Here is a 13,329-nt window from a genome sequence, read left to right as displayed (position 1 = left end):
ATGCGAATCCTCCGTTTCGTCGTCAGGCGGCTGCTCCAGCTCATCCCGGTGTTGCTCGGGGTGGTCGTCCTGACCTTCCTCATCGTCCGGGTGCTGCCCGGCGACCCGGTCCGCAGCATCCTCGGCCAGAACGCCAGCGAGGCCGACGCCGAGGCGGCCCGCGCCCGGTTCGGGTTGGACCAGCCGCTGTGGCGGCAGTTCCTCGACTACCTCGGCGGGCTGGTCACCGGTGACTTCGGCACCTCCATCCAGAGCGGCGGTTCGGTCGGCGCGGAGATGGCGCTGCGGATCGGGCCCACCCTGGAGCTGGTGGTCATCGCGGTCTCCATCGCGCTGGTGGTGGCCACCGTGCTGGGCGTCTGGTCGGCCCGGCGGGCCAACAGCGTCGGCGACCACGGCGTGCGGATCTTCGCCCTGGTCGGCAACTCCATCCCGGAGTTCTGGCTGGGCCTGGTGCTCGTGCTGGTCGGCTACAGCATGCTGGGCTGGTTCCCGGCACCCAGCGGACGGGTCGACCCGGACACGAACCTGACCCCGTTGACCGGCGCCGGCCTCGTCGACGCGGCCCTGACCGGGAACGGACCGGCGCTGGCCAGCGCTGCCGCGTACCTGGCGCTGCCGGTGCTCACCCTGGTCGTCGGCGTGATGGCACCGCTGCTGCGCAGCGTCCGGGCGTCGGCGCTGGAGGTGCTCAACTCCGAGGCGTACACCGCGGCGGCGGCGCACGGGCTGCCGCAACGGACGCTGCTCTACGGCTACCTGCTGCGCTCCACGCTGCTGCGGCTGCCGGCCCTGGCCGCGTTGGTCTTCGGCACCGCCATCGGCTCGACCGTCCTGGTCGAGTACGTCTTCTCCTGGCAGGGCTTCGGCCAGTGGGCGCTGCGCGGCCTGCTGTACCGGGACTACCCGGTGGTGCAGGCGTCCGTTGTGGTGATCGCGCTCTGCTACGTGCTGGTGTTCCTCATCGCCGACGTGGTCCACGCGATCCTCGACCCGAGAGTGAGGATCTGATGGCAGACCTGCGCGGTGTCGGCCCCGGGGACGCCGGCGCCGACGCGGTGATCGTCACCGGCAGTCGGGACGACCGCTTCTCCCGCATCCTGATCATCACCGGCGCGACCATCCTGGCCGTGGTCGCCCTGGCCGCCCTGGCCGCGCCGCTGCTCTCCTCCTGGGGCGCGACCGAGGTCGACCCGAACGCCACCCTGGCCGCCCCCGGCGGTGCACACCTGCTCGGCACCGACACCAACGGCATGGACGTCTGGAGCCGGGTGCTGCACGCGGCCCGGCTGGACCTGGGCATCGCGGTCGCCGCGGTGGCCCTGGCGGTGGTGGTCGGCACGCTGCTCGGCCTGGTGGCCGGCTACCGGGGCGGCTGGATCGACGACGTGCTCATGCGGGTCGTCGACATCTTCCAGGCGTTCCCCACCTTCATCCTGGCCCTGGCGGTGGCGGCCCTGCTCGGCAACGGCACGGTCAACCTCATCATCACCATCGCGGCGGTGAACGCCCCCGCGTACGCCCGACTGGTCCGCGCCGAGGTACGCACCCAGCGCGAGCTGCCGTTCGTCGACGCCGCGGTGACCTCCGGGGCCTCGACGACGGGCATCCTCTGGCGGCACCTGCTGCCCAACAGCCTCACCCCGGTCCGGACGATCGCGCCGCTGAACTGCGGCTGGGCGATGCTCACCCTGGCCGGGCTCTCCTTCCTCGGGCTGGGCGTCAGCATCCCGGAGGCCGAGTGGGGCGCGATGATCAGCCTCGGTGCCCCGGACGTGGTCGGCGGTCGATGGTGGACCAGCGTGCCGCCCGGCCTGGCCCTGTTCGTCTCCGTGCTGGGGTTCAGCCTGCTCGGCGAGGGCCTGCAGGAACGCGCGAACGCGAAGCGGCGGTAACCATGCTCTCCATCGAGAACCTCTCCGTGGTCATCCACCGGGCCGGTCGGCAGGTGGCCGCCCTCAGCGACGTCAGCCTCACCGTCCGGCCCGGCGAGGTGGTCGGACTGGTCGGCGAGAGCGGCGGCGGCAAGAGCATGGTGGCCCGGGCGGTGGTCGGCCTGCTGCCCACCGGCGCACACGCCAGCGGGCGGGTCCGCTTCGACGACGCGGACGTGCTGCGGATGGACGAGACGGCCCTCGCCGCCCACCGGGGACGGGGAGCGGCGATCTGCTTCCAGAACCCGCGCGGGGCGCTCAGCCCCACCCGCACCGTGGGACGCCAGCTCACCGACCGGCTCGTCACCCACCAGGAGATGTCCGCCGGACGCGCCCGCGAGGCCGCGCGGGAGCTGTTCGAGGCGGTCGGCATCCGCAACCCGCAACGCCGCCTGGAGGCGTACCCGCACGAGCTGTCCGGCGGCATGGCCCAGCGGGTGATGATCTCGCTGGCCACCGGTTGCGCCCCCGGCCTGCTGATCGCCGACGAGCCGACCACCGGCCTGGACGTGACGCTCACCCGGGAGATCCTGCGCCAGTTCCGGCACGCCGCCGACGTGGACGGCCGCAGCGTCCTGCTGATCTCGCACGACCTCGCCTCGATCGCCGAGGTCTGCGACCGGGTGGTGGTGCTCTACGCCGGCACCGTGGTCGAGAGCGGACCGGCCGACCAGGTCTTCCGGGAACCGGCGCACCCCTACACCCGGGCGCTGCTGCGCTCGGTGCCCGACGTCGGCGGCCGACCGGTGGTGGCCACCCCCGGCGCCATGCCGCTGCTGCGCGAGGCGCCGCACCAGTGCCCGTTCGCGGCCCGCTGCCCGCACGCCGACGACACCTGCACCACCAGCCGTCCGCCCACCACCCCGATGGACGCGCCTGCCGACGACGCATCCGCCGCCGACTGGTCGCTGGCCTGCTACCACCCGCAGACCGGCCCGATCACCACCGACGAGGCGGCACCCACGCCCGCCGTCGCCGCCGACGCGACGGAGTCCGGGTCCGCCGTCCTGGAGATCGAGGACGCGCACGTGGTCTACCGCAGCCGCTTCGGCTCCGGCGGACACCACGCGTTGCGCGGGGTGAGCCTGCGCCTGGGACCCGGCGAGACGCTCGGGGTGGTCGGCGAGAGCGGCTGCGGCAAGAGCACCCTCGCCAAACTCATCATGGGGCTGGTCGCGCCCAGTTCCGGCTCCGTCGCGGTCGCCGGGCAACACCTGGTCCGCCAGCCGGGCCGCCGGGCGCCCCGGGGTCGGGAGCTACGCCGGCTGCGGACCCGCGCCCAGCTCGTCTTCCAGGACCCGATCGGGTCGCTGAGCCCGAGGCGTACCGTCGGCGACTCCATCGCCGAGCCGCTGCGCGCCGCCGGCCTGCCCGCCGCCCAGCGGGAGGCCCGGGTCGCCGCCGTGCTGGACCGGATGGAACTCGACCGGTCCATCCTGCGGCGCTACCCGCACGAGCTCTCCGGCGGCCAGGCCCAGCGCATCGGCATCGCCCGCGCCCTGGTCGGCGAGCCCGACCTGATCGTCTTCGACGAGCCCACCTCCGCCCTCGACGTCACCGTGCAGGCCCAGATCCTCGACGTGATCGCCGACGTCACCGCCGACACCGACCGGGCCTCGGTCTTCATCTCGCACGACCTGGCCACCGTCCGGGGCTTCGCCGACCGGGTGGCGGTGCTCTACCTCGGTCGCGTGGTGGAGGAGGGGCCCGTCGACGTCGTGTTCGACACCCCCCGCCACCCCTACACCCGGGCACTGCTGGCCAGCGCACCGCGACTCGGCGCGCCGCCCGCGTCCGTCGCGGGGGTGGAGCTGGTCAAGGACCTGGAGGAGACCGACGCGGCCACCGGATGTGCGCTCGCCGCCCGGTGCCCCTTCGTCACCGACACCTGTCGCTCCCAGCCGCAGAACCTTCAGTCGTACGGCGCGAGCCGGGCCGCCTGCTGGCGCGTCCCGGAACTTCCCGCCCTGATCGGAAAGCAGGCCGACACGCCATGACCCGTCGTCCCATCCGGCTGGCCGTCGACATCGGCGGCACGTTCGTCGACGCGATGGAACTGGACACCCGCACCAACCGGGTGCGTTTCCGCAAGGCGTCGACCACCCCGGCCCGGCCCGCCGACGGGGTGCTCGCCGCCATCGAGGCGCTCGGCACCGACCTGTCCGAGGTGGAGCTGTTCACGCACGGCACCACGCTGGGACTCAACGCGGTGCTGGAGCGGCGCGGCGGCCGGACCGGGATCATCACCAACGAGGGCTTCCGCGACATCTTCCTGATCGGCCGGGGCAACGTGCCCGCCGACCACATGTACGACTTCCAGTACCAGCGCCCGCCGAGCCTGGTGCAGCGCCGTTTCACCGCCGGGGTACGCGGTCGACTCGACCACCGGGGCCGGGTGGTGGAGGACCTGGACCCGGCCAGCGTCCGCGCCGCCGCCCGCACGCTGGTGGTGGACCACCAGGTGACCTCGATCGCGATCTGCTTCCTGCACTCGTTCCTGGACCCCACCCACGAGCGCGAGGCGGCCCGGCTGATCCGCGAGGAGTTCCCCGAGGTCAGCCTCTCGCTCTCCACCGACATCGTGCGCGAGTACCGCGAGTACGAGCGGACCAGCACCACCGTGCTGGAGGCGTACATCCGGCCGATCTTCGAACGGTACGTCGACGAGTTGGAGTCCGGCCTCGCCGAGCGGGGCTTCACCGGACAGTTCCTGATCATGCGCTCCGGCGGTGGCTCGATGACCAGCGCGGTGGCGAAGACGTCACCGACGCACACCGTGCTGTCCGGCCCGGCCGGCGGCATCGTCGGTGCCGCGTACCTCGCCTCGGAGCTGGGCCGGGAGCGGCTGCTGACGTTCGACATCGGCGGCACCTCGCTGGACGCCTGCGTGATCGAGAACGGCACCGCCGTGGCCGCGTACGAGGCGCAGTTGGAGCACTTCCCGCTGCTGATCCCGACGTACGACATCCGGACCATCGGTGCCGGTGGCGGCTCGATCGCCTGGCTGGACCGGGGGCTGCTCAAGGTGGGCCCGCAGAGCGCCGGGGCCGACCCGGGGCCGGTCTGCTACGGCCGGGGCGGCACCCGTCCGACCGTCACCGACGCGGCGGTGGTGCTCGGCTACATGGACCCGGAGCGTTTCCTCGCCGGCACCATGGGCCTGCACGACCAGGCGGCGCGGGCGGCGATCGACGAGCAACTGGCGCAGCCGCTCGGGCGGGACGCCACGTCCGCCGCCGCCGGTGTCTTCGACGTGCTGCTGGCCCGCACGGTCGGCGCGGTCCGCCAGATCACCGTGGAGCGGGGGCACGACCCCCGGCACTTCTCGCTGCTCGCCTTCGGTGGCGCCGGGCCGCTGCTGGCCCCGTTGCTGGCCCGTGAGATGGGCATCGGCGAGGTCGTCGTGCCGTTCGCGCCGTCCGGCTTCTCCGCCTGGGGCATGCTGTCGGCGGACATCGTCAACGACTTCAGCCGTACCGTGATGGCCGGCCTCGACGAGGTGGGACTGGACGAGCTGGAGGAGCTGTTCAAGGCCGTCGAGGCCGAGGCGGTCGCCTCGCTGGTGGACCAGGGCGTACCGGCCGACCAGGCCGTGTTGGAGCGCCAGTTCGAGGTGCGCTACCTGGGCCAGGAGCACAGCCTGATGGTGACCGTCGGGTCGACGCTGGATCGTGACGCGGTGCGCGGCGCCTTCGACGAGGTGCACCGGGCCCGGTACGGCCACACCATGGACAACCCGCTGCAACTGCTCAACCTGCGGGTCCGGGGCATCGGCCGGACCACCCGCCCGGAGTTGGGCACCCACCCGCGCGGCGACGGTGACCCGTCCCGGGCGCTGCTCACCCACCGCGACGCGTACGACTTCGGCTCGCGTGCCGTGGTCCCGTTCGCGGTGTACGACCGGGCCGTGCTGGAGCCGGGCGACACGTTCAGCGGTCCGGCGCTGGTCGACGAGGGCACCTCCACCACGGTCGTGCCCAGTGGCCAGCGCGTCACCGTGGACGAGCACCGCTACCTGCTGGTCACCCTGGAGGAGTCGGCATGACCACACTGGACGGCGCACAGGTCGAGGTCGTCCGCAGCTATCTGCTGTCGGCGGCCGAGGAGATGCGGGCCACCCTGATCCGGACCTCGTTCAACCCGGTCATCTACGAGGTGCACGACTTCGGCCTGTCGATCTACGACGCCGACCTGCGCCTGGTCGCCGAGGCCACCGGGCTGACCTTCTTCCTCGGCGCGAACGACTTCTCGCTGGCCAAGGGCGTGGAGTACGTGGGTCGGGAGAACCTGCACCGGGGTGACGTGGTGCTGCTGAACTACCCGTACTGGAATGCCGCGCACGCGTACGACGCGACGCTGTTCGCGCCGGTGTTCCGGCCCGACCCGGCGGACGCCGACGCCGACGGCGACCTGGTGGGCTTCCTCTGTGTCCGGGCGCACTGGATGGATCTGGGGGCGAAGGACCCGGGGTACGTGTTGGACTCGACGGACATGCACCAGGAGGGGTTGATCTTTCCGGGGACGAAGGTGGTGTCCCGGGGTGTGCCGGTGCGGGAGATCCACGAGTTGATCCGGTTCAACTCGCGGATGCCGGACGCGGTGTTGGGTGATCTGCACGCGCAGATCGCCGCGCTGCGTACCGGCGAGCGCCGACTGCTGGAGATCATCGAGAAGTTCGGCCGGGACACCGTCTCCGCCGCCGTCGACCACATCATCGCCGACGGCGAGGCCCGCACCCGGGCCGCGCTGGCCACCCTGCCGCAGGGCACCTGGACGGCCGAGGACTGGGTCGACGACGACGGCATCACCGAGGACCCGGTCAAGATGCGGGTCACGGTCACCGTCAGCGACGAACGTTTCGTGGTGGACTTCGCCGGCTCGGCACCGGCCACCCGGGGGCCGATCAACATGCCGTTCGGCGCGACCGAGGCGATCTGCAAGGTCGTCCTCAAGTCGTTGACCTCGCCGGACGAGCCGTCGAACGCCGGGACCGTCGCCCCGCTGGAGGTACGCGCCGAGCCGGGCACCCTGTTCCACGCGGTCTACCCGCAGCCGACCTTCACGCTCTGGACCGGCATCGTCGCCGTCGAGCTGATCCTCAAGGCGTTGGCGCAGGGGATGCCGGAGCGGTTGCCGGCGTCCAGTGGTGGTGACGTGCCGGGGTTCATGATGGTCGGCGCGCACCCGGAGACCGGTCAGATCTTCGCGGTGAGCAACAACGACCTGGTCGGCTGGGGCGGCACCCCGGAGCACGACGGCATGGAGGCTGCCACCCACGTCTCCGGCAGCACCGGGCGGGGCACCCCGATCGAGGTGATGGAGGCCCGCACCGGGATGTTCTTCGAGCGGGTGGAGATTCGGACGGATTCGGGTGGTGCGGGGCGGTTTCGGGGTGGGTGTGGGTTGCGGCGGGATATTCGTTTCGTGTCGTCGGGGGAGTTTCTTTCGGTGATCAAGAAGACGCGGAGTGCGCCGTGGGCGTTGGCGGGTGGGTTGTCGCCGGAGCCGAATCAGGTGGTGGTGTTTCCGGGTACGGATCGTGAGGCGCGGGTGAGTACGCGTCGGACGGTGGTGGTGTCCGGTGATCGGGTGTCGTTGTTGACCGCTGGTGGTGGTGGTCATGGTGATCCCTCGTTGCGGGATCCGGAGGCGGTACGTCGTGACGTGGCGGAGGGGTACGTCTCCGCCGAGGCCGCCCGTGAGGTCTACGGGGTGGACGTCGATGGGTGAGCCCCCGGTCGACGGCGCGACCGTCGAGGTGATCGGCAGCTACCTCACCTCCGCCGCCGAGGAGATGCGGGTGACGCTGGTGCGTACCGCCTTCAACCCGGTCATCTACGAGGTGCACGACTTCGGCATCTCCGTCTACGACCGTCACCTGCGGCTGGTCGCGGAGTCGACCGGGCTGTCCCGGTTCCTCGGCGCGAACGACTACTCGCTGGCCAGGGGCGTGGAGTACGTGGGTCGGGAGAACCTGCACCCCGGCGACGTGGTGCTGCTCAACTACCCGTACTGGAACGCCGCGCACAGCTACGACGCCACGCTGTTCGCCCCGGTCTTCCTGCCCGACCCGCAAGGCGCCGACGGGGCGGAGCTGATCGGCTTCCTCTGCATCCGCGCGCACTGGATGGACCTCGGGGCGAAGGACCCGGGGTACGTGTTGGACTCGACGGACATGCACCAGGAGGGGTTGATCTTCCCAGGAACGAAGGTGGTGTCCCGGGGTGTGCCGGTGCGGGAGATCCACGAGCTGATCCGGTTCAACTCGCGGATGCCGGACGCGGTGCTGGGTGACCTGCACGCGCAGATCGCCGCGCTGCGCACCGGCGAGCGCCGCCTCACCGAGGTGTACCGCCGGCACGGCACGGCCACCGTGGACGCCGTGGTCGAGCGGCTCATCGCCACGGCCGCCGAGTCCGCTGCCGAGGCGGTCGCCGCGCTGCCGCAGGGCACCTGGACGGCCGAGGACTGGCTCGACGACGACGGCGTCACCGACCAGCCGATCCTGATGCGGGCCACGGTGACCGTCGCCGACGGCACGTTCACGGTGGACTTCGCCGGTTCCTCACCGGCGGTCCCCGGCCCGGTCAACCTGCCGTTGGGCGCCACCATCGCGACCTGCCGGGTCGCCTTCAAGGCGATCACCACCCCCACCGAGCAGAGCAACGCCGGGCACTTCGCCCCGCTGCGGGTACGCGCCGAGCCCGGCACGCTGTTCCACGCGGTCTACCCGGCGGCGACCTTCACCCAGTGGACCGGGACGGTCGCCCTGGAACTGATCTACAAGGCGTTGGCGCAGGGGATGCCGGAGCGGTTGCCCGCGTCCAGCGGTGGTGACGTGCCCGGGTTCATGATGGTCGGCGCGCACCCGGAGACCGGTCAGATCTTCGCCGTGAGCAACAACGACCCGGTGGGCTGGGGCGGCACCGTCGACCACGACGGGATCGGCCCGGCGAACCACCTGTGCCAGACCCAGGCCCGCAACACCCCCGTCGAAGTCCTGGAAGCCAAGACCGGGATGTTCTTCGAGCGGGTGGAGATTCGGACGGATTCGGGTGGTGCGGGGCGGTTTCGGGGTGGGTGTGGGTTGCGGCGGGATATTCGTTTCGTGTCGTCGGGGGAGTTTCTTTCGGTGATCAAGAAGACGCGGAGTGCGCCGTGGGCGTTGGCGGGTGGGTTGTCGCCGGAGCCGAATCAGGTGGTGGTGTTTCCGGGTACGGATCGTGAGGCGCGGGTGAGTACGCGTCGGACGATGGTGGTGTCCGGTGATCGGGTGTCGTTGTTGACCGCTGGTGGTGGTGGTCATGGTGATCCCTCGTTGCGGGATCCGGAGGCGGTACGTCGTGACGTGGCGGAGGGGTACGTCTCCGCCGAGGCCGCCCGTGAGACCTATGGGGTGATCGCATGAGCGACGTCGAGCCGAACCTGCTGCTGGCCCACTGCACCGTGCTGGACGCGCGGGTGGTGGACGGGGTGGACCCGATCCCGGACGCCGCCGTCTGGGTACGCGGCGACCGGATCGCCGCCGTCGGTCCGTACGCCGAGGTGACGGCGCAGGCGCAGGCCGCCGGTGCGGTCCGCGAGGTGGACCTGGACGGGGCGTACCTGACGCCCGGTCTGGCCAACATGCACACCCACTTCTCGCTGTCGCTGCCCGGCACCGGCGGCGACGACGTCAAGATGATGGGTCCGCACGACCTGGCGTACTACATGGCCGACGGGGCCCGGCGCACGCTGCACTGTGGCGTGACCACGGTGCGCTGCGTCGCCGAGAAGGACCACGCCGACTTCGCGTTGCGCCGCGCCATCGCCGCCGGCCGGGCCCAGGGCCCCCGCATCCACACCGCCGGGCGGGCACTGGTCTGCACCGGCGGGCACGGCCACGAGAGCAGCGACACCCTGGAGTGCGACGGACCGGTCGGGTTCCGCCACGGCGTGCGCAGCCAGATCAAGGCCGGCGCGGACCTGATCAAGGTGATGATCTCCGGCGGCATCGCCGGTGAGCACGAGCGCATCAACACCCCGCAGTTGTTCACCGACGAGCTGGCCGCGGTGCTGGAGACGGCACACGCCTGGGGCCGCAAGGTCACCGCGCACGCCGGACCGGCCGAGGTGATCGGCGCGGCGGTGGAGCTGGGACTGGACTGTGTGGAGCACGGCTACCAGCTCACCCCGCAAGTGGTGGCGCGGATGGCGGAGCAGGGCACCGCCCTGGTGCCGACGCTGCTGGTGACCCGGTGCAAGGAGTTCTTCGACGAACTCGGCGTACCGGAGTGGATGCAGTGCCGGTCGCTCGGGGCCGGACCTCGGCACCTGGAGAGTTTCGCGATGGCCGTCGAGGCCGGGGTGGAGGTGCTGCTCGGCAGCGACATGCCGCCGTTCTGGCACTTCGAGGGCACCAACGCCACGGTCCGGGAGCTGGAGTACATGGCCGAGCGGATCGGCCCGGCGCGGGCGTTGCACGCCGGCACCCGGGGGCCGGTGCGCTGGCTGGGTGTCGAGGAGGACCGGGGCACGGTCGAGGTCGGCAAGCTGGCCGACCTGATCGCGATGGACGAGGACCCGCTCACCGCAATCTCGGCGTTCCGGGGTGTGCGCTGGGTGATGAAGGGCGGACGGATCGCCCGGGACGACCGGACGGAGACGGCATGACGATCGTGGCAACCGACGCGGCACTCATCGCCGCGCTCATCGACGACCTGTACGCGGCCTTCCTCGCCGGGGACCGCCAGCGCTTCGACGGGCACCTGCACGCCGACGTGACCACCTGGGAGACCCACCTGCCCGGGCCGTTGCGGACCCGGGCGGAGCTGGACGCCTACCGCGACCAGCGCGACGCCGCCGGACAGCGCCCGCAGTTGGCGGTGCTCGCGGCGCAGGACAAGCGCATCGACGTGTGGGGCGACGTGGGCCTGGCCCGCTATCTGCTGATCGCGCGGGCCGAGGCCGATGACCCGCCGTCGTCCGCCCGCGTCACCGACGTGCTGCGCCGCGTCGACGGCCGGTGGCAGATCGTGCACCACCACGCCGAGTCGCTCCGCGAGCCGGTGGCGGCGCGATGATCCGGCGGCTGGTCGCCTACGACACGGGTGAGCCCGGTCGGGTGCTGTCGGTGGCCGAGCGGCCCGACGACCCCGCGCCCGGCCCCGGCGAGGTCCAGCTCGCGGTCCGCGCCGTGGGGCTGAACTATCTCGACGTCTCGCTCTGCCGGGGCGAGTACCCGGTGCGGCCGGAGCCGCCGATGACGCCGGGTGTCGAGGCGGCCGGTCGGGTGGTGGCGGCCGGTGCCGGTGCCGAGCACCTGCTGGGCCAGGAGGTCATCGCCTGCCCGGCGCTGCCGCGCGGTGCCCTCGGCGACACCGTCACGGTCGACGCGACCGTGGTGGTGCCCCGTCCGTCCACCGTGGACCCGACGATCGCGGCGGCACTGCCGGTCACCTACCAGACCGCCTGGTTCGCGCTGGAACGCGCCGGGGTCACCGCCGGGAAGACGGTGCTGGTGCACGCCGGTGCCGGTGGGGTCGGCATCGCCGTCACCCAACTCGCCGTCGCCCGGGGCGCGCGGGTCGTCGCGACCGCCGGTGGCCCGGCGAAGACCGAGGTCTGCCGGGCCCAGGGTGCGGCCGTGGCGATCGACTACACCGGCGAGGACTTCGTGGCGGCGGTCCGGGCGGCCACCGACGGGCAGGGCGTGGACGTGGTCGTCGACCCGGTCGGCGGCGACCTGCTCGCCCGGTCGCTGGACTGCCTGGCCTTCGAGGGCCGGCTGGTCAGCGTGGGCGCGGCCGGTGGTCCGCCACCGCCGGTCGACCCGGCCCGGCTGATCGCGGCGAACGCCGACCTGATCGGACTCTCCTGGGGCTCGCAGTACCCGTGGCGTTGCCCGGAGGCGGTCGCCGCCGCCTACCGGGCGCTGTTCGACCTCTGCGACTCCGGCGCGGTCCGGCCCCCGGTCAGCCGGGTGGTGTCGCTGGCGCAGACCCCGGAGGCCCTGGACGACCTGGCCGCCCGACGGACCACCGGCAAGATCATCGTACGGCTCGACGAGGAGGAGCGAGGATGAGCGACAGCCCGGACGGCGACATGGAGATCTACGACCTGACGGTGACCGTGGACCGCATCGAGGGGCGCTCGGTCTGCGGCATGGCCGTCGGCGACTCGTTCGACCTGGTCAACAGTGCCCACCTGAAGCTGCCCGAGGGCAAGCACTTCTGCGTGTACGCCCTCGCCGCCGTGCTGCCCTTCCTCGCCGCCAAGCAGCGGGACCTGGCCGCCGGGGACTGGCTCGACCAGGACTCGCACTTCGCCTGCCCGGACCCGGAGGAGCGGCTGATCATGAAGGTGGAGCGGACCTGCCGACGCCGGATGAACTCGGCGGACCTCACCTGATGACGGTCGAGATCGGACTCGGTCTACAGAGCGACAAGCCGTCCGGCGCGTACGCCCGGCTGGCCCGTGCCGCCGAGTCGCACGGATTCGACGTGCTGACCGTCTTCGGTGACCTGATGTACCAGCCGCCGATCTTCCCGCTGCTGGAGATGGCCCAGGCCACCAGCCGGGTACGCCTCGGCCCGGCCTGCCTGAATCCGTACAGCCTGGCGCCGTACGAGATCGCCGGTCAGCTCGCCGCGCTCGACCTGGCCTCGGCCGGACGGGCCTACCTGGGGTTGGCGCGCGGCACCTGGCTCGGCGCGGTCGGGCTGCCCCAGCCGAAGCCGCTGGCCACCATCGAGGAGGCGGCGGCGGTCGTCTACCGCCTGCTGCGCGGTGACCGGGACGGCTACCGGGGGCAGGTCTTCACGCTGGCCCCGGAGACCGCGCTGCGCTACGCCGTGCAGCGCCCCGATCCGCCGCTGCTGATCGGGGCGTGGGGCCCGAAGGGCGCGGCCCTGGCCGGCCGGATCGCCGACGAGATCAAGGTGGGCGGCAGCGCGAACCCCGACATGGTGCCGGTGGTCCGGGACCGGCTCCGGGCCGGGGCCCTCGCCGCCGGACGCGACGTGGACGAGGTCGGCATCGTCCTCGGTGCGGTGACGGTGGTCGACACCGACGGCGAGGCGGCGCGGGCCAAGGCCCGTACCGAGGTCGCCATGTACCTCGCCGTGGTCGCCGACCTGGACCCGACGGTCACCCTGCCGGACGGCCTGGTGGCGCGCGTCGGTGAACTGGTCGACGCGGGCGCGCACGACGCCGCCGGGCGGCTGATCCCGGACGAGGTGCTCGACCGCTTCGCCTTCTCCGGCACCCCCGAGCAGGTCGCCGCCCAGGCGCAGCAGCTCATCGACGCCGGGGTCCGGCGGGTGGAGTTCGGCACCCCGCACGGGCTGACCGACGACCGGGGCGTCGACCTGCTCGGCACCGCCGTCCTGCCCCTGCTGCGTCGCTGAAGGAGAAC

Annotated in this window: 11 protein-coding genes; all 11 read left to right on the top strand. The window is 72.3% G+C overall.

Annotation, left to right across the window (positions count from 1 at the left end; genetic code table 11):
* From ACQVFL_RS17280 to ACQVFL_RS17230, 11 genes are read left to right on the top strand one after another with little or no spacing between them, the layout of a single operon-like run.
* On the top strand, window positions 1-1,011 hold the full coding sequence (locus ACQVFL_RS17280) for an ABC transporter permease (protein ID WP_396696686.1): 1,011 nt from the start codon (window positions 1-3) through the stop codon (window positions 1,009-1,011).
* The gene (locus ACQVFL_RS17275) at window positions 1,011-1,895 is read left to right on the top strand and encodes an ABC transporter permease (RefSeq protein ID WP_396696688.1); all 885 of its coding nucleotides are present in this window, start codon (window positions 1,011-1,013) and stop codon (window positions 1,893-1,895) included. The genes ACQVFL_RS17280 and ACQVFL_RS17275 overlap by 1 nt, the downstream gene beginning before the upstream one ends.
* Before the next feature lie 2 nt (window positions 1,896-1,897).
* Window positions 1,898-3,931: a dipeptide ABC transporter ATP-binding protein gene (locus tag ACQVFL_RS17270; protein WP_431727004.1), complete on the top strand. Its 2,034-nt coding sequence runs from the start codon at window positions 1,898-1,900 to the stop codon at window positions 3,929-3,931.
* Entirely contained in the window at window positions 3,928-5,979 is a 2,052-nt protein-coding gene (locus tag ACQVFL_RS17265; RefSeq protein WP_431727003.1) for a hydantoinase/oxoprolinase family protein, read from the top strand. Before ACQVFL_RS17270 ends, ACQVFL_RS17265 begins: the two co-directional genes overlap by 4 nt.
* Window positions 5,976-7,664: a hydantoinase B/oxoprolinase family protein gene (locus ACQVFL_RS17260; RefSeq protein ID WP_431727002.1), complete on the top strand. Its 1,689-nt coding sequence runs from the start codon at window positions 5,976-5,978 to the stop codon at window positions 7,662-7,664. The genes ACQVFL_RS17265 and ACQVFL_RS17260 overlap by 4 nt, the downstream gene beginning before the upstream one ends.
* Window positions 7,657-9,342 carry a hydantoinase B/oxoprolinase family protein gene (locus tag ACQVFL_RS17255; protein ID WP_431727001.1) on the top strand — a complete coding sequence of 562 codons (1,686 nt, stop codon included), beginning with the start codon at window positions 7,657-7,659 and terminating at the stop codon, window positions 9,340-9,342. The genes ACQVFL_RS17260 and ACQVFL_RS17255 overlap by 8 nt, the downstream gene beginning before the upstream one ends.
* On the top strand, window positions 9,339-10,586 hold the full coding sequence (locus ACQVFL_RS17250) for an amidohydrolase family protein (protein ID WP_431727000.1): 1,248 nt from the start codon (window positions 9,339-9,341) through the stop codon (window positions 10,584-10,586). The genes ACQVFL_RS17255 and ACQVFL_RS17250 overlap by 4 nt, the downstream gene beginning before the upstream one ends.
* Window positions 10,583-10,996, top strand: a complete 414-nt coding sequence (locus ACQVFL_RS17245) for a nuclear transport factor 2 family protein (protein WP_431726999.1) — start codon at window positions 10,583-10,585, stop codon at window positions 10,994-10,996. Before ACQVFL_RS17250 ends, ACQVFL_RS17245 begins: the two co-directional genes overlap by 4 nt.
* A complete protein-coding gene (locus ACQVFL_RS17240; protein WP_431726998.1) occupies window positions 10,993-11,997 on the top strand; it encodes a zinc-binding dehydrogenase in 1,005 nt (334 codons plus the stop codon). Before ACQVFL_RS17245 ends, ACQVFL_RS17240 begins: the two co-directional genes overlap by 4 nt.
* Entirely contained in the window at window positions 11,994-12,323 is a 330-nt protein-coding gene (locus ACQVFL_RS17235; RefSeq protein ID WP_431726997.1) for a TIGR04076 family protein, read from the top strand. The genes ACQVFL_RS17240 and ACQVFL_RS17235 overlap by 4 nt, the downstream gene beginning before the upstream one ends.
* Window positions 12,323-13,321 carry an LLM class flavin-dependent oxidoreductase gene (locus tag ACQVFL_RS17230; protein WP_396696704.1) on the top strand — a complete coding sequence of 333 codons (999 nt, stop codon included), beginning with the start codon at window positions 12,323-12,325 and terminating at the stop codon, window positions 13,319-13,321. Before ACQVFL_RS17235 ends, ACQVFL_RS17230 begins: the two co-directional genes overlap by 1 nt.
* Window positions 13,322-13,329: the final 8 nt, after the last annotated feature.

Source organism: Verrucosispora sp. TAA-831, assembly GCF_050780145.1.
GTDB lineage: Bacteria > Actinomycetota > Actinomycetes > Mycobacteriales > Micromonosporaceae > Micromonospora.
The sequence above is the reverse complement of the archived record's forward strand: the minus strand, read 5'-3'. Positions and strand labels throughout refer to the sequence as shown.